Source organism: Streptococcus sp. HMSC10E12 (assembly GCF_001807855.1).
In the GTDB taxonomy this organism is placed as follows: domain Bacteria; phylum Bacillota; class Bacilli; order Lactobacillales; family Streptococcaceae; genus Streptococcus; species Streptococcus salivarius.
The window spans coordinates 44,308-65,503 of record NZ_KV791104.1; the positions used below are offsets into that span (position 1 = coordinate 44,308).

Here is a 21,196-nt window from a genome sequence, read left to right on the forward strand (position 1 = left end):
GAAAGTGAAATATGGAGCATGAATTCGTTAAGTTAGAGCACATTGATACTTCAGTTGCGGCGAAAAATTTTGCTGAATTACTTTATGATAATAAAACATATTTTTTAAATGGTAGTTGGGGATCTGGTAAGTCGGAATTTTTAAAAGAAGTGAAGAGAAGTTCCCAAAATAAACTTATTACTATTGATTTTTGGAGATTATCTGATACTCGTTCAACCATCGAGATTGCATTTTCAAAATTACATCCTCTTTTATACTGGACTATAAGACTAGGTATTATACTTCTAGTGTCTGTATCCATACTGATGACAAATGTTGTTGATATTGGGTTGAGTAATTATTTTGGTGGCTCAAAACCTTTGATTTTGAAACTAGGTGGTGTAGTAGCATTAATAGTTGCTGTATGGCAAGTCTTTAAGAAAAAATCGGATGAATTTTATTGTTTCTTATTAAGTAAATTACCAAAATTTTCTAAAGTCCTGATTATTGATGACTTTGATAGAATGTCCGAAAAACAACAGGAAGAAAGTTATAAACTTTTCAGTTTAATAAATGGAAAGTTACCTATTATTTTTGTTGGTGATATTACAAAGGTTCATAAAAATGATGATAATTATTTATCAAAAATAATTGATAGACAAGTTGAACTGCCGTTTGATTTGCATCCTTCTAAAATATGGAATAACTATTTTAGTGTTCTAGAAGATAAATTTAATATAGGGCTTTCTAATGATTTTAAAAAAAGAATAAGTTCTGATCAGAAGAATCTACGAGATAGAGAACACTTTAATGATTATGTCAATCAAGAATTCTTTACAAGAGGAAAGTTGGACCATGTTCAGGTTGAACAGCAATTACTAGTGATTTATGCTTATTTATTTTATCCAGATTTATATATGAATCTGCTTAAAGGTGAACCAATTAAGGTGAAGAAATCAGAAGAGTCAGATTTTCAGGACATAATAAGTATAGGTCATACGCTAAAAGAACAATTATCTGAAATTCAGAGTTCAGATAATTCAGATTATCCATTAAGTTTCAAAAAGAATAAGTTAGAATATTTATTATATGAGCAAACAAGTAACCGAACAAAAATTGAGTTAGATCTACTGTTTACTAGTAACTCAGAGGAATTAATATCAGAGATTATTGAGTCAGATCAATCGTCTGATTTTTACCAATATTTATCGAGTCAATTCCGAACATTTTCTGAAATAATGAAAGAACAACTTTTAACTGTAGTAATAAAAGAATCAATGAAATTTATAAATAGCCCTTCAATGAATTTTATTGTTCAAGAAAGTTTGAATGAGGTTATACCTTTATATGAAAGGAATTCACCTCTGACTGAAGATGTTATTATTAGGATTATAAAGATGTGGGAGCCTATCCTTAGAAATGAAAAGTTGGATCAGTCTGAAATCATATATTTTCTCAATAAACACGACTTGCTTAGTTTTCACGAACTAGGACTATATTATTCTGATTTAAGAATAGATACTGAGACTTTTTCAAACTTACGTAGAAAGGACTTTTTTCTGTTAACCTACTTAAGTAGTAAGGGTTTGTTTGAAAAGTTTAAGTATTGGGATAATACTATTTGGGACGCTATAGAATTATTTGATGACAGAGAATTCCTATCATTTTGGATTTTTCAATCAATTATTACGAATGAACTAGGCTATGAAGGATTTGATATTATTTCTGAGGACAAGAGGTATACTATTTGGATTGGTAGATATTTGTTTGAATCCCCTCATAAGCATACTGATTATAAGGAGTCTGTCATTTCTAAAATTAAACCGAGACTTGAAAAGATGAAGATGGAAGGTTTCACATTTAATAAGATGGAAGACACAAGATTTAAGGTTGAGACTTAAGATTTAATGCAGAATATTTTAAAAGGAGACCAACATGGTATCAGTAACTCAACGTGTTAAACAGATTAAGCAGCCTCGTGGTGGTTATTTGCCTGTTAAGGCTTTTACGGTGACGACACTTGAAGATGGTCAGCTTCTTAATCCTGAGGAGTCTATTGTGGCTAGTTTGGTTGGAACTGCTGTAGACTATCTTAGTCGTTTCATGGATGGGACAGCTGTAGAGGAGGCTTTTGAGATTTCCTTGCTTGGTGCTAGAGCCATGAGGATGGAGGCTAAGGCTTTTGTTCTTCTAGATGATGTTAAGGGGCTTGACGATTTGTCGATTACTAGGGCTTGTCAGTTGGCAGGTTTTGATAGTGCCTTTCGTGCTGGTCCTCTGGCTTATCGTCCAGTGGAGAGTATTGTCCCAGATCAGGCTACTATTGCTAATATTCGTATCATGGTTGAGCGTAGTTTGAGCTTTTTCAAGGCCTTTGGTCCTGTGACTGCGGATGGTTTTACCATGGAAGGGGCTTATACGGCTACCATAACGACTGGTGATGGGGATTTCCTGACTAAAGATACCCTTTGGGACTTTAAAGTCAGCACCAACAAGCCCAATAAGGACCATACCTTGCAGTTGCTGATTTACTATCTTATGGGTAGGCGTTCGATTCATCCAGAGTTTCAAACCATTGAAAAACTAGGCATTTTCAACCCACGTCAAAATACGATTTACCAACTTCCCATTTCTGATATTTCAGATGAGGTCATCAAGGAAGTGGAAACAGTCGTGATTGGCTATTAGAACTAATAGGATAACATTCAAAAATACAAAGAAAGAAACATTATGTCAGAAACAACACAAACCTCTCAGTCGCTTTATCAAGCCCTGTGGAACTCAGCAGATGTGCTCCGCTCTAAGATGGATGCTAACGACTACAAGTCTTATCTCTTGGGCATGGTCTTTTACAAGTATTTGTCGGACAAGATGCTCTTTTTCGTGGCAGAGACCATGGAGGAGGAGACAGAAAGCTTGGAAGAGGCACTAGCAGTCTATCGTAAATACTACGAGGATGAGGAGACTCACGAGGACCTCTTGGCAGTTATTACTGATGAGATGAGCTATGCCATTCATCCTGACTTGACCTTTACGGCACTGGTAGAGCGAGTGAATGATGGAAGCTTCCAGCTAGAGGACCTGGCTCAGGGTTTCCGTGATATTGAGCAGAGTGACGAGCTTTATGAAAATCTTTTTGAAGACATTGACCTCTACTCTAAGAAACTTGGGGCGACTCCTCAAAAGCAAAATCAAACGGTTGCGGCTGTGATGAAAGAGTTGGCTGTCTTAGATGTGGCAGGTCATGCTGGTGATATGTTGGGGGATGCTTACGAGTACTTGATTGGTCAGTTTGCGACGGATTCAGGTAAGAAGGCTGGTGAGTTCTATACACCGCAACCTGTTGCCAAGCTCATGACTCAGATTGCCTTTTTAGGACGTGAGGACAAGCAAGGCTTTACCCTTTACGATGCGACTATGGGGTCAGGCTCACTCTTGCTTAACGCCAAACGCTATTCACGTCAACCACAGACAGTGGTTTACTTTGGTCAAGAGTTGAATACCTCAACATATAACCTGGCACGCATGAACATGATTTTGCATGGTGTGCCGATTGAAAATCAGTTTTTACACAACGCTGATACATTGGACGAGGATTGGCCAACTCAAGAGCCAACTAACTTTGACGGTGTTCTTATGAACCCACCTTATTCAGCCAAGTGGTCAGCCAGCTCAGGTTTCATGGATGATCCTCGATTCTCACCATTTGGGAAACTAGCACCTAAGTCTAAGGCTGATTTTGCCTTCCTCCTGCATGGATACTATCACTTGAAACAAGACAATGGTGTTATGGCCATCGTCCTACCTCATGGGGTACTCTTCCGTGGTAATGCTGAAGGGACTATCCGTAAAGCTTTATTGGAAGAGGGTGCTATTGATACGGTTATCGGTCTGCCTGCTAATATCTTCTTTAACACCAGTATTCCAACGACTGTTATTATTCTCAAAAAGAACCGCACCAATCGTGATGTTTACTTTATCGATGCCTCTAAGGAGTTTGATAAGGGGAAAAATCAGAACATCATGACGGATGCCCATATTGAGAAGATTCTCGATGCCTATAAGAGCCGTGAGGATATGGACAAGTTCGCCCATCTGGCTAGTTTTGAAGAGATTGTGGAAAATGACTACAACCTTAATATTCCTCGTTATGTAGATACCTTTGAGGAAGAAGAAGTGGAGCCCTTGACCGAGATTGTGGCTAAGATTAATCAGACTAATGCGACGATTGAAAGTCAGACAGCCTCCCTTCTCGACATGCTTGGCCAGCTTCATGGAACGACACCAGAAGCAGACGAAGAACTCAAGGCTTTTGTGGAAGCATTTAAGGGGTAACTTATTAGTTAAATGATAAAAGAAGGATCAGTCAAATGAAGTTTTGACTGGTCTTTTTTCTATGAATTTGATAATATTAAATTACTAAAAAGGTAATTTAAATCGACCAGAAAGGAATTTATGAAGCTTATCTATACAAATAAAACTGTTGAGAAACAGTGCACTGAGCTGAGGCGAGCGAAAAAGGATTTTTCGGATAAGGTTGCATTAAAGTTACACCAGTTGATTAACCTTTTGGAAGTATCGGATTCTTTGGCTAGTGTGACAGCTTTTCCTAAGTATCATTTTCACCAATTAAAGGGAAAGAGAAATGGACAGTTTGCTTTAGATATAGATGGTCGAAGGAGTTCCTATCGTTTGATTGTAGGATTTCGTGAGGAAGATTTTGAGAAGGTGTTTTCTAGTCCGGTAGAAATCGAAATCTTGAAAATAGAGGAGGTTAGCAATCATTATGAGTAAAAAAGTGGTTGAGTACAAAGACCTGGTTGCTTTTCACCCAGGTCAGTATGTTGAAGACTTAATTGAGGACTATAACGTAACTCAGAAAGAATTTGCGGAGCGTTTGGGAGTCTCTGCCAAGACTGTCAGCAAGTTAGTTAATGCTGAGGAGTCTATTAGTAAGGAGACCGCTCATAAGTTAGCCAAGTTAAGTGGTGTTTCTATGCAGACTTGGCTTAACCTTCAAAACATTTATGATGTGAAATTGGCTGAAATTGTAGAACAAAGAGAGCTTGATCAAGGCCGCGAGAAGGAAATATGCGAGATGATTGACTTCAAGTATTTTAAGCAAAAAGGCTATGTTCCAGAGAAGCGCTATGGTATTGGTGAAAAGATTACAGAGCTTCGGAAGATTCTGGAAGTATCGAGTTTAGAATATCTCGTGACTTTTAACCATTTAGTGAGTTATCGTAATACACGTGACTTTACCGAAAAGAGTATTGTTAATTCTAATATTATGTTAGAGTTAGCATCTAAAAAAGCTCGTAATAAAACGACCACGAAGCTTAATCGTAGAAAGTTAGAGAGAAGCTTGCCAACATTGAGGGAACTGACGAGACAAGATCCAAAGGATTTTGCTCAAGAGTTGACCGATATCTTGCTAGAGTGTGGGGTTGTCCTAGTGGGCCTTCCTGCTTTAGCAAATGCCAATTTAAATGGTGCAACAAAGAAATTTGGAAACGGTAGTGTCTTGTTGTTATTAACAGATCGTAATAAAGCATCAGATATTTTTTGGTTTTCACTTTTCCATGAGATTGGTCATATTCTTCAGAATGACTTTTGGTCTGATGATGGAGATAGTGACTCTTATCGACGTTCTGAGGAACAAGCAGACCAGTTTGCAAAAGATTTACTAATTGCCCCTCAAGACTACCAAAGATTCATAGATGAGGCTTGCTTTGATAAACAATCGATTAAGAAATTTGCTGATGAAATTGGTATTCATCCTAGCATTGTTTTAGGTCGACTGCAGAATGATGAGTATTTGGGTTATGATCAATTTAGAGACTTGAAAGTGAACTATTATTTGGTTTCTTAATGGCTTTTATAGGTACTATCTAAAAACTTTCCCGAATAATAGAAGTAGAGGGGCCAACCCTCTATTTTTTCTTAAGGAGAGGTAAATGGAAAAAAGACACAAGCATGTCTCACCGACCTTGGATATCATGGCCAAGAAGATTTTCAGTCTGCCTGAGGTGACGGTTGCTTTCATTCGAGATATTTTGAATTTGGATGTTGTGGATGCTCAGATTTTGGAGGGGACACAGCTTCATAAAAAGGACTTTGACGAGGATGAGCTCTTTTCAACCTCGGTGGATGTTCGAGCTAAGTTGAATGATGGAACTGAGGTCATTATTGAGATTCAGGTGCGTAAGCAGCATTATTTTCTCAATCGTTTTCATTATTATTTGGCTAACCAGCTGGTGGAAAATGTGCAACAATTACGCCAACAAGGACAGACGCATAAGATGTACGAGCAGATGGAGCCAGTCTATGGCATAGCTATCTTGGAAAAGACCTTGTTGCCTGATGAGGAGTCCCCGATTAATACATATTGGATGGCCAATAGTCGGACGGGCAAGCCTTTGAATTCTTACTATAAGGACGGAAAACGTCAGAACCTTCTTCAGATTGCCTTTTTAGAGTTGGATAAGTATAATAAAGATAAACATATTACGGATGAAGGGCGGCAGTGGCTAGAGTTTTTTGGAAATCTCCCATTTTCTAAGGAACCTAGTCAAGCGGTCACGCATGCCGATTCATTACTGGATTCATCCAGCTGGACACAGGAGGAAAAGGCGATGATTGATGAACGCATACGTATTCAAGAAAATTATGACATGACTATGGAAACAGCTATCGATGAAGCACGTGAAGAAGGCTTGGAACAAGGGTTAGAGCAAGGACTAGAGCGTGGACTTAAACAAGGGTTAGAACGAGGTCGTTATGAGGGACAACTAGAACTGATTCGTAAGATGCTGTCAAAAGGTCTGTCGTTAGAAGTAGTATCGGATGTGACTGGTTTATCGGTTGAAGAATTAGAGACATTGTTATCGTAAGAATCAGTTAGGAATAAACATTTATTTGAAAAGTCAGAGGCAGTTTTTGTCTCTTTTTTTATTTTTGGGTATTTAACATTTGTAATACTTAAACATTCGGAAAATAATACTTTGAATCGTAAAATTAAAAAAGACTGTCAAACGTTTGATATAAATCTGAGAAAACAGATTTAATACAATTTGATTGTTTTAGCCGATAAATCTTGCTAAATAAGCCTTTATGGAAGTTTAGAGTTTTCTCTTTCTTACACGTGAAAGAAATTACCTTTTTGTGCGACATTTTTAGACTATAATTTAGAAATGAATAACTGAACTTTCTAATATGACATTTTTGTTAAGGCCTTGTTAAAATGGATTACTTAGCCTTTTATTTTGTGTTCTCATGACTTATAATTTGTTTTGGTTTGTTTTGGATTAAAGAAACAACAGCATCATTAAGTACATCAAATATTTAAGAGTCTCTGTTTTTAGTTCGAGAATAGCTTAAAACTAAAATGGAGAGATTGTGAAAAAAAGTATCGGGAGAATTAACTTGTTTAGAGAAAGTAAAACAAAACCAAAGTACAGCATCCGAAAATATTCCATTGGGGCAGCATCAGCTTTGATTGGGTTCATGGCTCTTGCCAATGGGCAAGGGGCTCAGGCCGATGAGGCACAATCGATTAGTGATTTGACTGATGCCTCAAATCAGGCACAGACACCTCAAACAGCTTCAACGGCACAATTGGCGACTTCCGAACCAGCATCAGTTGAGACTGTGCAAGCGTCACAGCCTGCCAACATTGCTCCAGTTCAGCCTCAGGTAACAACTGTTCAAGCAGCTGAACAGACTCCGACCATTGATCAATTGGTTGAGGCAAACAACCCTCAAACTCAAGAAACTTCAGCAAATGTCTTAACCAATGCGAGTGAGAACCAAGGTCAAGGTAAGGAGTACAGCACTGATGGTTACGGTGCAAAGATGCCTTATACGACTCATGAGGCAGAGAATGCAAGTGTTGAAAATGGTGCTACAATCCAACAGTCAACGGACATGGAATCTACGGCTGTGGAAGCGACTAACCAAACTTATGTTGAGCTTCTTAAAAAGGATGCGGCAGTTACTTTCAATGTCACTGAGCCAGCCAATGCTTTGAATGTCCGTTATACAATACCTGATGGTGCATCAGGTCAGTTGGATGTGCAGGTCAATGGTTCAAGCGTTGGTAATCTTGATTTGTCATCTCACTCAGCATGGCAGTACCTTAAAGGGGACCATGAGTATGATCAAGCCATTGATGGTTCCAGTGCACGTTTTCGTTTTGATGAGACACGTCTCCTCCTCAAGGATATTCAATTGAAATCTGGTGATAAGATTTCTCTAGTTAAGAAGAAAGATGACAATGTCCCTTACGGTATTGACTTTATTGAGCTAGAGCAGGCTCCAGCGCCTGTTGCTCAAGGTGAAAATAGTATCAGTATCGTGGATAAGGGTGCCTCTGCCAATGATGATAGTGACGACACAGCTGCCTTACTTGCGGCTGTAGAAGAAGCTAAAGCCAGCGGAAAATCTGTCTATATTCCAGAAGGACGTTTCAATTTTGATAAACAGGTTAATATCGAAGCTGATAATCTAAAAATCTCAGGTGCCGGTGTTTGGCATACACAACTACACTTTACAAGTGACAAACGCTATGGTGGTGGTATTGTCTTCGGTCATAATAGTAATGGCATTGAGTTGAGCAATCTTTACATGGATTCCAACTTGACGTCTCGTTATAACGAGGATGCACAGTACAAAGCTATTTCGGGAACACTTGGTAAGGATTCGAAAATTCACGACATTTGGGTTCAGCATTTTGAAGTCGGTATGTGGATTGGAGACTACGACCAGACGGGAAATATGAAGTATACGGATGGTCTTGTCGTTGAAAATGCTCGTATCCGTAATAACTTGGCTGATGGTATTAACTTTGCCCAAGGAACCAAGAATTCAACAGTTAAAAACTCTAATATCCGTGGGAATGGTGATGATGGTTTAGCTATCTGGTCAAGTATTTCAGATGGTACAAATGCCGCAGCTGAGGAAAATAATAAATTCCTCAACAATACCATTGAATCAGGCTGGCGTGCGGCTGGTATCGGTATTTTTGGTGGTAAGGGGCATGAAATTTCAGGAAACCTCATCAAGGACGTCTTTGCTGGAGCAGGTATCCGTGTAAACACTGTCTTTGCAGGTCACAATTTTGACCTCAATGATTCTGGAATTAAGATTCATGACAATACCATTCTACGTTCAGGGACAACTAATGACCTCTATAACCTCCATCGTGGTGCCATTGATTTCCAACAAGTTCGTGGAACAATCAAGAATGTCGATGTCTACGATAATAAGCTATTGAATACCTTGGCTGATCCAGTGATTACCAAAAACTTTGAGATGGGTGACAATGGTAATGGAGAAATCCGTTTATCTAATAATACGATTGACAATAAGGCGACGATTGTTGGGGCTGTCTCAGTAGTTTCTCCAACAAAACCTGTCAATAATCCAGTCTCAGAGACTTCAGTTTCCGAATCGCCAAAGAGTGAGGTAAGTTCATCAGCACCAGTTTCAGAAACACCAAAGAGTGAGGAAACCTCAAGCGCCCCAGTTTCCGAAGCATCAAACAGTGAAGTTATTTCCGAAACTTCAGCATCAGAAACACCGAAAAGTGAAGCAAGTTCAAGCACTCCAGTTTCAGAACCATCAAACAGTGAAGTAGCTTCCGAGACTTCAGTTTCAGAAACACCAAAGAGTGAAGCAGGTTCAAGCACCCCAGTTTCAGAAGCATCAAACAGTGAAGTGGTATCCGAGACATCAGCATCAGAAACACCAAAGAGTGAGGAAAGTTCAAGCACTCCAGTTTCTGAAGTATCAACTAGTGAAGTAGTTTCTGAGACATCAGCATCAGAAACACCAAAGAGTGAGGCCGGCTCAAGCACTCCAGTTTCTGAAGCATCAACTAGTGAAGTGATCTCAGAGACTTCAGTTTCAGGAACACCAAAGAGTGCGGAAAGTTCATCAGCCCCAGTTTCCGAAGTATCTAACAGTGAATTGGTTTCTGAAAATTCAGCATCAGAAACACCAAAGAGTGAGGAAAGTTCATCAGCCCCAGTTTCCGAGACTTCTAACAGTGAAGTAATCTCAGAGTCTTCAGTTTCAGAAACACCAAAGAGTGAGGTAGGTTCAAGCACTCCAGTTTCCGAAGCATCAACTAGTGAAGTAGTTTCTGAGACTTCAACATCAGAAACACCAAAGAGTGAGGCAAGCTCAACTGCTCCAGCCTCTGAGTCACCAAAGAATGAGGAAACTTCGGTAGCTTCATCTACTAGTCAGGTTGACGTAGCAATTACTTCTGACAGCCCAGAGAAATCTCCAACTTCAGAAAGTACACAAAAGGATCCGATTAGCGAGGTTTCTTCAGAAGTTATTGAAAAAGGTTCAACAAGTCAGGTCGATGTCAAACTTTCTGAAGCTCCAACAACAGCACGTACATCTGAAGTTGTCAGCATCTCGCCAAATAGTCAAGTCGCTTATAACAATGACCTAAAAATCTCTGTAACAAGCAGTCAGCTCGCCTCAGAAGCTATTCGCTTTAATTCTCTTTTGAATGAGAAGTCTGTGGATGTGATTGCAAGTAAAGTCATGGCGGTTATGGCCTATGAAACATTAGCTTCAGAAGTGGCATCACTTACAAGCTCTGAAGGTGTTGCCAAAGAGATTAGCAGTGATTTGTCAGAATTGGCGGAAAGCAAGAAGGATGACACACCTAAGAATGTCGCTCGTATTGATAAAGCAACTGAGGCAAAACAGGTGGCCAAGAGTTCTGAAAGCCAAGCTAGCACTTCAAAAGAAAAAGGTAAGTCTAATACGACAACGGTCTTCCTACTTGTCGGAGTTGCTGCAGCACTAAGTATATCTACAGTTTATCTTACAAAACAAGGTAAAAAAGCAGGTAAGTAATAGGTAAGAAGCATCCATTAAAATGGGTGTTTTTTATCTATGCCAAAAAATACCAACAAAGCAAATGTCGTTACAATGACAGAAGCAGATGCCCTAGCCCAAGGTAAACGACACACGTCTAAAGAGTAATACAAAAGCTGGACATCTTGTCCAGTTTTTTTGTAAAACGACTCAGATTTTACCACTTTTATCTGAAAATTTGATATACTGAGACTATCAAAATATTTGTAAGAGAAGTCGTACTGACTCTTTTTAAGCATAAGAAAGGAAACTAAATATGATTTGGATTATTATTGCCATTATTGTTGTTCTTGTGATTTTTATTATTGCAAGTTATAACGGCTTGGTTAAAAGCCGTATGCAAACCAAGGAGGCATGGAGTCAAATTGATGTTCAATTGAAACGTCGTAATGACCTTCTTCCTAACTTGATTGAAACAGTTAAAGGTTACGCTAAATATGAAGGTTCAACGCTTGAAAAAGTAGCAGAACTTCGTAATCAAGTAGCAGCTGCGACTTCTCCTGCAGAAGCTATGCGTGCCAGTGATGAATTGACTCGTCAGGTTTCTGGAATCTTTGCCGTAGCTGAAAGTTACCCTGATCTTAAGGCTAGTGCCAACTTCAGCCAGCTTCAAGAAGAGTTGACGAACACTGAAAATAAAATTGCCTATTCGCGCCAACTCTATAACAGTGTGACAAGTAACTACAATGTGAAATTGGAAACTTTCCCAAGCAATGTTATTGCTAAAATGTTTAGCTTTAAGGCTGCTGAATTCCTTGAAACACCAGAAGAAGAAAAAGCTGTTCCTAAGGTTGATTTCAGTGGACTAGGTAACTAATATGTTATTTGATCAGATTGCTCGAAATAAGAGAAAGACTTGGCTTTTGCTCCTGGTCTTTTTCCTCTTGTTGGGTCTTGTTGGTTACGGTGTCGGCTATCTTTGGTTAGGTTCAGGCTTCGGTGGTCTGATTCTTGCTCTAGTTATCGGTTTTATCTATGCTGTTACCATGATTTTCCAATCAACCAATGTCGTTATGGCTATGAATGGTGCACGAGAGGTTGATGAACAAACCGCTCCGAACCTTTATCATGTGGTCGAGGACATGGCTATGGTGGCTCAAATCCCAATGCCACGTGTCTTTATTGTCAATGATCCTTCAATGAATGCTTTTGCAACGGGATCTAGCCCTAAAAATGCTGCTGTAGCTGCTACAACAGGTCTTCTTGCGGTTATGAATCGTGAGGAACTTGAAGGAGTTATTGGACATGAAGTGAGTCATATTCGCAACTACGATATCCGAATCTCTACCATAGCAGTTGCCTTAGCATCTGCCATTACCATGCTAGCTGGGATGGCTCGTAATATGATGTTCTGGGGTGGAGGCCGTCGTAGAAATGATGATGACCGTAATGGAAGCAGCGGTTTGGAAATTATTCTTCTCATTATTTCCTTGATTGCCATTATTCTTGCGCCTTTGGCAGCTACCTTGGTTCAGTTGGCTATTTCACGCCAGCGTGAATTTTTAGCTGATGCTTCTAGCGTCGAATTGACACGTAACCCACAAGGTATGATTAATGCTCTGCTTAAACTTGATAATAGTGCGCCAATGCAACATCATGTGGATGATGCTAGCGCAGCCCTCTTTATCAATGACCCTAAAAAAGAATCTGGTTTGCAGAAGCTCTTTTATACCCACCCCCCAATTTCAGAACGGGTGGAACGCTTGAAACAAATGTAAAAAAAGTGAGGCTGATGACACTTCTAAGTGTGTTCATCAGCCTCGCTTTTTTAGTTTGATTCAATATAAAGGTTGCTAGCAACAGTTTCTGGAATTTGAATTTCTTTTCCATCAATATTCAGGCGGTATAGTAGTGTAAAAGGGTCAAAGCCTTCAAAGGTAAAAGGTGTTCCAATTTTAAGACCGACAGTCTTCAAATAATGGAGTAGATCAATTTGATCTTGAACTCGACGAAGGACATAGTCTCCAGGAGCAAGGTCTTGTGTAAAAGTCTGGTTGTAGATTTCCTCTATGAGCTGACCTGATTTAGGAATCTGCCCACCGTGTGGACAGGTTTTGGGGTAATTGAGTAGGCGGTCAAGGGCATTGATAAAGTGATCAGAGACAGTATGCTCTAAAATTTCTGCCTCTTGATGAATTTGATCACAAGTGTATTGCAAGTGGTCCACCAAAAAGGCTTCGATGAGGCGATGTTTCCGATAGAGTTCAGCAACGTTGATTGTACCTGTTTCCGTTAGGAGGTAGCCCTTGGCTTTATCTTTGATGATAAGGCCTTCTGAAATCAATTTCTTAATCATTTCTGTCACAGCAGGTGGAGACACCTGCATGCGGTTCGCAATTTCCTTATTACTAATTTTGCCTTCTTCAGTACCAATCTCATAGATACATTTGAGGTAGTCTTCTTTATTAGGTGTCATTTCTCTTCCTTTGAAAATAGTCTCATCTTAGTATAACAGATTTATCAGAAGAATACAGAATGTTTCTTAGATAAGATTTTTACTGATTCAAGCCTTGGGTGATTTTATCCAGATTATATTTCATCATGTTGTAGTAGCTGTCACCGTTTTGCCCTTTTTCAGCAATAGAATCTGTAAAGATCTTTGCATAGATAGGAATATTGGTATCCTTAGATACTGTTTTCATAGGGCGTTCATCGACACTAGATTCGACAAAGAGAGCTGGTACCTTTGTTTGACGTAGTTTTTCCACGAGTGTTTTGATTTGGTCTGGTGTGCCTTCTTCTTCTGTATTGATTTCCCAGATGTAGGCAGATGGTACGCCATAGGCTTTTGAGAAGTATTTGAAGCATCCTTCACTAGTGACAATCAGTTTTTTCTCATCGGGAATCTTGTTAAATGTTTCTTTAGCTTCTTGGTCCAGTTTACTAAGTTTGTCAGTATAGGATTTTAGATTCTTTTCGTAGTAGGTCTTGTTTTTAGGGTCCTTAGCAATCAGTTGCTTGGCAATATTTTGAGCATAAATAATCCCATTTTCCAGATTAAGCCAAGCGTGGGGATCCTCTTTACCTTTTTCTGACTGACCTTCAAGATAAATCACCTCAACACCATCACTAACTGCAAAATAATCTTTATTTTCTGTCTTATGAGCATTCTTGACTAACTTAGTAAACCAAGCATTTCCACCAGTTTCTAAATTGATACCGTTGTAAAAAATCAAGTCAGCTTGCGATGTCTTCTTTACATCATCAGGAAGGGGTTCGTATTCGTGAGGATCCTTACCAACGGGGACAATACTGTGGAGAGTGATTTTATCTCCGGCAATATTTTTGGTGATATCAGCAATAATGGAATTGGTCGTAACGACTCGTAATTTATCCTTGTTACTGCCTTGTTTATTGGTACAAGCTGTTAGAGTAACTACCGCTAAAAGTAGTAGTACTATTGTTGATAGTATTTTTTTCATATTATTTTCATCCTATTTTTTATTGTTTAGAAGTTTTATTCATGCCACTTTGTTTTGGGGCGATGAAAAAGCTGATGAGAAAGAGTAGAGCAGACGTTAATACAATGCTCGAACCAGCTGCAATATTAAAACTATAGCCGATAAAAAGACCTAGAACAGATGCCAGAGCCCCCAATCCTGATGAGAGAAGAATCATTGTTTTTAGGCTATGAACATAAAGGTAGGCAGTGGCAGCCGGTGTAATTAAAAGTGCCACAATAAGAATAGTGCCAACACTCTGCATGGCAGTTACAGAAACCAAAGTTAGAATAACCATAAGTAAGTAGTGGTAGAAGGTGACCTTAACTCCCATAGACTTGGCCAAAATTGGATCAAAGGATGTTAGGAGTAGAGGGCGAAAGAAGATTGTAATAGTTGCTAGTACGAGAAGTGAAACGATAATCGTTATCCACATATCCATGTCTTGTACAGCTAGAATATTCCCGAAGAGAATATGAAAGAGATCTGTGGAACTATTAGCAACACCGATGAGAATAATACCGAGAGCTAGAAAGCTCGAAAAGGTAATCCCAATTGCCGTGTCACTCTTAATAATGGAATTGCTTTTGATATAGGTAATCATTGTAGAAGCTAAAAGTCCAAAGATGATGGCTCCTATGAAAAAGTTAATACCCAAGATAAAGGAAGTAGCTACGCCGGGTAAAACCGCATGTGAAATCGCATCACCCATAAGCGACATGCCTCTTAGAATAATAAAACAACCAACAGCCCCTCCGACAATTCCAATAACTAAAGCCGTTATAAGAGCATTTTGTAAGTAGTGGAAATTTAGCAAACCATCAATAAATTCAGAAATCATTTACATCTCCTTTATAAAATAAACTGTTACCGTAGGTTTTACGGAGATTATCCTCATTAAAAACAAGATTAGTAGGCCCACTAGCAATCAGTTTACGATTTAGGAGGATAACTTGGTCAAAATAATGAGGAACTTTGCTCAAATCATGGTGGACAATAAGAATAAGCTTACCTTTGTCCCTAAGTTCTCTCAAGGTGTTCATGATAATATCTTCGCTAACAGAGTCAATCCCTACAAAGGGTTCATCTAATAAAATAATATCAGCCTCTTGTACAAGACAACGAGCGATTAGAACACGTTGAAATTGCCCTCCTGATAATTGGCTTATTTGTCGATGGGCCAAATCATTTAGACCAAGTAGTGTTAAAGCATCTGTGACCTTAGACCAATCACTCTTAGATAGACGTTTAAAGAACTTGGTTTTGGGATAGAGTCCTAGAGAGATGCACTCTCTGACAGTAATCGGAAAGTTAAAATCAATATCAGCCTTCTGTGCAACATAGGAAATACGATTCAATTGCTGACGAATAGGTTGTTTATTGAAAAGGATTTTTCCAGAGTGAGGAATAATACCAATTAATGCTTTAATTAGAGTTGATTTACCAGCACCATTTGGTCCAATAATCCCAGTAATACTAGGTCCCTCCAAGTTTAAGGTGATATTATCCAGAGCTAATGTCTGTTGGTAAGACACATTAATATTTTCAATTTGAATCATTAGCTACCTCCTTGAGTTTAATATACTTTAAAATAAAAAATAAGTCAAGTTAACTTTTATAATTAATCAAACTTAATTATTTACTGTTGTAAAGATGACAGAGGATAGTGAATGAGAGTACACTTTTTATATCAAATATTCAGCCTGCTCAAACCGTTTGATATTTGGGAGAGGCAACAAGGGACATTATTTTCTTCAATTTGTACGATCTTACTCTGTATTTCAAGAAATCTTTAGTTTTTATTTTTAAAAACTAGTCATATTTCCTTATTTCTGGCATAATAGATGTATGAAACTAACGATTCAACGAATGGCTCGAATAGCCATTCTGTCAGCTCTGGCAGTAGGATTGCGGTCAGCATTTATAGGATTGCCAAATATTCAGCCTATTACAGCTATGTTTTTTGTGGCTGTTCTTTACTTGGGTTTGGTAGATGGTCTGTTGATTATGGCTTTAACCATGTCCATCTCAGGATTCATCTTTGGTTTTGGTCCTTGGGTCTTTAATCAGATTCTGGCCTTCGGCGTCTTGATGGCTCTTTGGAGTTTGATTGCACCTAGGTTGTCACTTGTTTGGCAGATTGCTTTGGTAACTCTCTTGTCCTTTCTCTATGGGGTTCTCATGGATTATAGCTATGGCCTCCTATTTAGAAGTGGGATTACCTTTGTTATTTCTGGTCTGCTTTACGACACCTATCATGCAGTATCGACGCTTCTATTCTATCCATTCATCCAGTCTATTTTTAGGAGGTTTTTGAAATGAAAAAATTATTGACCTATATTTTTCTTGCCGTATCACTTGTTACTTTAGCAGCCTGTGGAAAAAATGAGGCAGCTAAACTTACTAGCAGCACAAATAATCATCAGTCTAAGGTTCAAGGTCAAGTGACTTTGATTTTGAAAACAGATAAGGAAAGTAAGAAAAAATCAGTAGAAATCCAAAAAGGTGATACAGTACTTGATGTCTTGGAAGAAGTATATCCTGTTCAAGAAAACGATGGCTTCATCACTGAGATCGATGGTATTTCTCAAGATAAAGATAAGGGAATCTATTGGATGTTTGATGTCAATGGTAAACTTGGTGAAAAAGCAGCCAACCAACTTAAGGTTGAAGATGGCGATGAAATCAAATTCTATCAAGAAAAGTATAATTAAGATTCTGAACTCTGTTTCAGAGTCTTTTTTATAAAGTTCGGAAATAGCCTTGAAAATTTGTTTGAAAAAGTCGGAAAATTGCAAAATAACTGACGATTTAAAGGAAAATAGTTTACTTTTGTTTTAAAAGTGATATGATAAAAGGGTACTACATAAAGTAAGGAGAATACGGTTTGGCTTTTAACAAATTGGAAAGCAGTAACAACCAGGAAATCATCTCTGAAGAAGTTGGTATCTTGAAAGAATTGTTGGATGATGCAACACGAGGCATGGCTGGAGAGCAAGGTCTCACAACTATCCAACATTTGGTTGAACTTTATGATGAAGGTGACTATGTGGCCCTTACACAAGCCATTTCAGAAATGACGAATGACGATATGGTCGTTGCATCACGTTATTTCTCTTTGTTACCTCTCTTGATTAATATCTCTGAGGACGTGGATTTGGCTTATGAAGTCAACCACAAGAACAATATTGATGAATCTTATCTAGGTAAGTTGTCTGAAACCTTTGATGTTGTCGCTGAAAGTGATAATGCACGTGACATTCTTGAACATGTCAATGTCGTGCCAGTTTTGACAGCTCACCCAACTCAGGTTCAACGTAAAACTATGCTTGAATTGACTAACCACATTCACGAACTTCTCCGTAAGCATCGTGATGTTAAGGCTGGTCTTATTAACAAGGATAAATGGTATGCAGATTTGCGTCGTTATGTAGAAATTATGATGCAAACAGATATCATTCGTGAGAAAAAACTTAAGGTTAAAAATGAAATCACTAACGTTATGGAGTATTACAACTCCTCATTGATTAAGGCGATTACAAACTTATCGCATGAATTCAAACGTTTAGCGGTTGAAAAAGGTATTGAACTTGACAATCCAACACCTATTACTATGGGTATGTGGATTGGTGGTGACCGTGACGGGAACCCATTTGTAACAGCAGAAACTCTTAAACTTTCTGCAACAGTACAAAGTGAAGTTATCCTCAACTACTATATCGAAAAAGTTGATAATCTTTACCGTTCATTCTCCCTTTCATCACGCTTGACTAAGGTTTCAGATACAGTAGCAGAGATGGCGAAACATTCTCCAGATACATCTGTTTATCGTGAAAATGAACCTTACCGTCGTGCTTTCAGTTACATCCAGTCTAAGTTGATTCAAACACTTCTTTTCTTTAAAGAAGGAAACTTCAGCAAGGAAAGAGTTGCTAAACGCCTTTCTGAAAATGTTCGTCTGGGTTCGGCTTCAACAGGTGAAGTAGTAGCTGATTACGTGCAACAACGTCTCAGCCAAAGTCTTCAAGCTGTCTCACAACAAACAACAGAATTCTACGAAACAGCAGATGCCTTCCATGACGATCTTTTGGCGATCAAAAATTCACTTCTTGAAAACGACGATGCTGTCTTGATTTCAGGTGATTTCGAAGAGCTTCTTCAAGCTGTAGAAGTCTTTGGTTTCTATCTTGCTACAATCGATATGCGTCAAGATTCTAGTGTTCATGAAGCATGTGTAGCAGAGTTGCTTAAATCTGCAAATATTGTTGATAACTATAGTGAATTGACTGAGGTTGAAAAGGTTGCTGTTCTTCTTAAAGAATTGCAAGAAGATCCTCGTACCTTGTCATCAACTAATGTGCCTAAGTCTGAAACACTTGAAAAAGAATTGGCAATCTTCCGCACTGCTCGTCTCTTGAAAGACTATATCGGTGAAGATGTCATCAAACAACATATCATTTCTCACACTGAGAGCGTTTCTGATATGTTTGAGTTGGCTATCCTTCTTAAAGAAGTTGGCTTGGTTGATACAGAACGTGCGCGTGTCCAAATTGTTCCACTTTTTGAAACTATCGAAGACTTGGAAAACTCTAATGATATCATGAAACAATATCTTGGTTATGATATCGTTAAACGTTGGATCAAGAATAGCAATAATTACCAAGAAATCATGTTGGGTTACTCAGACTCTAACAAAGATGGTGGTTACTTATCTTCAGGTTGGACGCTTTACAAAGCTCAAAACGAATTGACTAAGATTGGTGAAGAGCGTGGTATTAAGATTACCTTCTTCCATGGCCGTGGTGGTACTGTTGGTCGTGGTGGTGGCCCATCATACGATGCTATTACGTCTCAACCATTTGGTACTATTAAGGACCGTATCCGTTTGACTGAACAAGGGGAAGTTATCGGTAATAAATATGGTAATAAGGATGCTGCCTACTACAATCTTGAAATGCTTGTTTCAGCTGCCCTTGACCGTATGGTAACACGTCAAATTGCGGACCCAGATGAATTGGTTGATTTCCGTGAAATTATGGACGGTATTGTTAATGATTCTAATGTTATCTATCGTGATCTTGTCTTTGGAAACGAACATTTCTATGACTACTTCTTTGAAGCAAGCCCTATTAAAGAAGTGTCAAGCTTGAATATCGGTTCTCGTCCAGCAGCTCGTAAGACTATTACTGAGATTTCTGGTCTTCGTGCGATTCCTTGGGTATTCTCATGGTCACAAAACCGTATCATGTTCCCAGGTTGGTATGGTGTGGGTTCTGCCTTTAATCGCTTTATCCAAGCTGAAGAAGGCAACCTTGAGAAACTTCAACATATGTTTGAAACATGGCCATTCTTCCGTTCACTTTTGTCAAACGTGGACATGGTTCTTTCAAAATCAGACATGAATATCGCCTTCCACTATGCACAATTGGCAGAGAGTGAAGAAGTACGTAGTGTCTTCAATATTATTTTGGATGAGTGGCAGTTGACTAAGGATGTTATTCTTGCTATTGAAAAACATGATGGCTTCCTTGATGAAAGTCCATCGCTTAAAGCAAGTTTGGACTTCCGTTTACCATACTTCAATGTCTTGAACTACATCCAAATTGAATTGATTAAACGTCTTCGTAACAATGATTTGACCGATGACGAAATTAGCCTTATTCACATTACCATCAATGGTATTGCAACAGGTCTTCGTAACTCTGGTTAATAAAGTAAAGTTCATCACTTTGGTGGTGGGCTTTTTGTTATGGTGAAAAATCTGTTATAATAAAACCATGATTGCTATGGAAACGATTGAAAAGCTGTCCAAAGAAAAGCTCCCCATGATAACGGTCTTGGCGGGCGAGGATTTAGGGCAGTATAGTCAAGCAAAAGAAAAATTTTTAAAACAAATTGGTTTTGATCCCAGTGACTTAACCTATTCTTATTTTGATATGTCTGAGACTGATTATCAAGATGCTGAGCTCGATTTAGAAAGCATGCCTTTTTTTGCAGATGAGAAGGTGGTCATTTTTGACCATTTCACGGATATGACTACTGCTAAAAAATCGTATCTGGATGAGAAAGAGTTGAAGCGCCTTGAAAATTATTTTGAGTCTCCTGTTGAAACAACACGTCTTGTCTTAATGTCTGCAGGAAAGCTAGATGGAAAGCGTCGTTTAGTCAAACTACTCAAGCGTGATGCCATGGTGCTTGAAGCCAGTCCCTTAAAAGATGCAGAACTTAGAACCTATTTTCAAAAGCAGGCGCATCAAGAGGGGCTTACATTTGATACAGGAGTCTTTGAGGAACTTTTGATTAAGTCAAATTTTGACTTTTCAGATGTTCAAAAAAACTTAGCTTTTCTAAAGGGGTATAAAACGGAAGGAAATATCTCATCGCAAGATATTGCTGAGGCTATTCCGAAAAGTTTGCAAGATAACATTTTTGATATGACGCAACTTCTTTTGCGAGGACAGATTCAGAGTGTTCGTGAATTAGTGCATGATTTACGGCTTCAGGGTGAAGATGAGATTAAGTTGATTGCTGTGATGTTGGGACAATTTCGTACCTATTTACAGGTTAAACTCTTATCTGCTCAAGGCAAAAGTGAGCAGCAGATTGTTTCAAGTCTGTCAGATTATTTAGGGCGTAAAGTCAATCAATTTCAGGTTCGTTTTGCTCTGAGAGATAGTCGTCCCTTATCAGTAGCATTCTTAAAAAAGACGATTAAGATTTTAGTAGAGACAGATTACCAGATAAAGACAGGAACTTTAGATAAAGATTACTTGTTTGATTTAGCATTTTTAAAAATCGTATCAAACCGCTAGAGATTTGGAGTTTTCTTTGATTTTGTAAGCAAAATTTTTGAAAGCTCTACCACTTTATGGTAAATT

At 38.6% G+C, this 21,196-nt stretch carries 17 protein-coding genes and 1 pseudogene; 14 read left to right on the forward strand and 4 right to left on the reverse strand.

All coding sequences use genetic code 11. The annotated features are described in order from the left end of the window. Positions 1–11 precede the first annotated feature (11 nt). The 10 genes and pseudogenes from HMPREF3112_RS07020 (at position 12) to htpX (ending at position 12,596) form a co-directional block, all read left to right on the forward strand. Entirely contained in the window at positions 12–1,880 is a 1,869-nt protein-coding gene (locus HMPREF3112_RS07020; RefSeq protein ID WP_070438896.1) for a P-loop NTPase fold protein, read from the forward strand. A 34-nt stretch (positions 1,881–1,914) separates the two neighbouring features. Then, positions 1,915–2,667, forward strand: coding sequence for a hypothetical protein (locus HMPREF3112_RS07025; protein ID WP_070438899.1), 753 nt, complete (start codon positions 1,915–1,917; stop codon positions 2,665–2,667). A gap of 42 nt (positions 2,668–2,709) precedes the next feature. After that, complete coding sequence (locus HMPREF3112_RS07030; protein WP_070438902.1) at positions 2,710–4,314, forward strand: type I restriction-modification system subunit M; 1,605 nt, start codon at positions 2,710–2,712, stop codon at positions 4,312–4,314. Between the two features lie 120 nt (positions 4,315–4,434). Next, a complete protein-coding gene (locus HMPREF3112_RS07035) occupies positions 4,435–4,773 on the forward strand; it encodes a type II toxin-antitoxin system RelE/ParE family toxin (protein ID WP_049528707.1) in 339 nt (112 codons plus the stop codon). Then, positions 4,766–5,851 carry a HigA family addiction module antitoxin gene (locus tag HMPREF3112_RS07040; protein WP_070438905.1) on the forward strand — a complete coding sequence of 362 codons (1,086 nt, stop codon included), beginning with the start codon at positions 4,766–4,768 and terminating at the stop codon, positions 5,849–5,851. The genes HMPREF3112_RS07035 and HMPREF3112_RS07040 overlap by 8 nt, the downstream gene beginning before the upstream one ends. An 85-nt stretch (positions 5,852–5,936) precedes the next feature. Beyond that, complete coding sequence (locus tag HMPREF3112_RS07045) at positions 5,937–6,872, forward strand: Rpn family recombination-promoting nuclease/putative transposase (RefSeq protein ID WP_070438908.1); 936 nt, start codon at positions 5,937–5,939, stop codon at positions 6,870–6,872. Between the two features lie 532 nt (positions 6,873–7,404). After that, complete coding sequence (locus HMPREF3112_RS07050) at positions 7,405–10,857, forward strand: YSIRK-type signal peptide-containing protein (RefSeq protein WP_070439322.1); 3,453 nt, start codon at positions 7,405–7,407, stop codon at positions 10,855–10,857. Positions 10,858–10,893: 36 nt separating this feature from the next. Then, positions 10,894–10,986: pseudogene (locus HMPREF3112_RS11940) on the forward strand (deoxyribonuclease); the annotation flags it as partial. A 148-nt stretch (positions 10,987–11,134) separates the two neighbouring features. Continuing rightward, on the forward strand, positions 11,135–11,695 hold the full coding sequence (locus HMPREF3112_RS07055) for a LemA family protein (protein WP_070438911.1): 561 nt from the start codon (positions 11,135–11,137) through the stop codon (positions 11,693–11,695). A 1-nt stretch (position 11,696) separates the two neighbouring features. Then, the gene (htpX, locus tag HMPREF3112_RS07060) at positions 11,697–12,596 is read left to right on the forward strand and encodes a zinc metalloprotease HtpX (RefSeq protein ID WP_048790736.1); all 900 of its coding nucleotides are present in this window, start codon (positions 11,697–11,699) and stop codon (positions 12,594–12,596) included. A gap of 50 nt (positions 12,597–12,646) precedes the next feature. Here htpX and HMPREF3112_RS07065 read toward each other — a convergent pair whose 3' ends face one another. The 4 genes from HMPREF3112_RS07065 to HMPREF3112_RS07080 all read right to left on the reverse strand — a co-directional run bounded on the left by HMPREF3112_RS07065 (position 12,647) and on the right by HMPREF3112_RS07080 (position 15,877). Further along, entirely contained in the window at positions 12,647–13,294 is a 648-nt protein-coding gene (locus HMPREF3112_RS07065) for a metal-dependent transcriptional regulator (RefSeq protein ID WP_048790737.1), read from the reverse strand. Positions 13,295–13,373: 79 nt separating this feature from the next. Further along, a complete protein-coding gene (locus HMPREF3112_RS07070; protein ID WP_048790738.1) occupies positions 13,374–14,300 on the reverse strand; it encodes a metal ABC transporter substrate-binding protein in 927 nt (308 codons plus the stop codon). Between the two features lie 19 nt (positions 14,301–14,319). Further along, complete coding sequence (locus HMPREF3112_RS07075; RefSeq protein ID WP_021147014.1) at positions 14,320–15,159, reverse strand: metal ABC transporter permease; 840 nt, start codon at positions 15,157–15,159, stop codon at positions 14,320–14,322. After that, complete coding sequence (locus HMPREF3112_RS07080; RefSeq protein WP_002890643.1) at positions 15,149–15,877, reverse strand: metal ABC transporter ATP-binding protein; 729 nt, start codon at positions 15,875–15,877, stop codon at positions 15,149–15,151. Before HMPREF3112_RS07080 ends, HMPREF3112_RS07075 begins: the two co-directional genes overlap by 11 nt. Positions 15,878–16,166: 289 nt before the next feature. Between HMPREF3112_RS07080 and HMPREF3112_RS07085 the strand changes: the two genes are divergently transcribed. The 4 genes from HMPREF3112_RS07085 to holA all read left to right on the forward strand — a co-directional run bounded on the left by HMPREF3112_RS07085 (position 16,167) and on the right by holA (position 21,130). Beyond that, positions 16,167–16,640 carry a substrate-specific component CbrT of cobalamin ECF transporter gene (locus HMPREF3112_RS07085; protein WP_021147012.1) on the forward strand — a complete coding sequence of 158 codons (474 nt, stop codon included), beginning with the start codon at positions 16,167–16,169 and terminating at the stop codon, positions 16,638–16,640. Continuing rightward, positions 16,637–17,032 carry a DUF4430 domain-containing protein gene (locus tag HMPREF3112_RS07090; protein WP_070438914.1) on the forward strand — a complete coding sequence of 132 codons (396 nt, stop codon included), beginning with the start codon at positions 16,637–16,639 and terminating at the stop codon, positions 17,030–17,032. The genes HMPREF3112_RS07085 and HMPREF3112_RS07090 overlap by 4 nt, the downstream gene beginning before the upstream one ends. Positions 17,033–17,205: 173 nt before the next feature. After that, positions 17,206–20,028 (forward strand): phosphoenolpyruvate carboxylase, encoded by a 2,823-nt coding sequence (gene ppc, locus HMPREF3112_RS07095; protein WP_070438916.1) that lies wholly within the window; start codon positions 17,206–17,208, stop codon positions 20,026–20,028. Positions 20,029–20,095: 67 nt separating this feature from the next. After that, entirely contained in the window at positions 20,096–21,130 is a 1,035-nt protein-coding gene (holA, locus tag HMPREF3112_RS07100) for a DNA polymerase III subunit delta (protein ID WP_002884017.1), read from the forward strand. Positions 21,131–21,196: the final 66 nt, after the last annotated feature.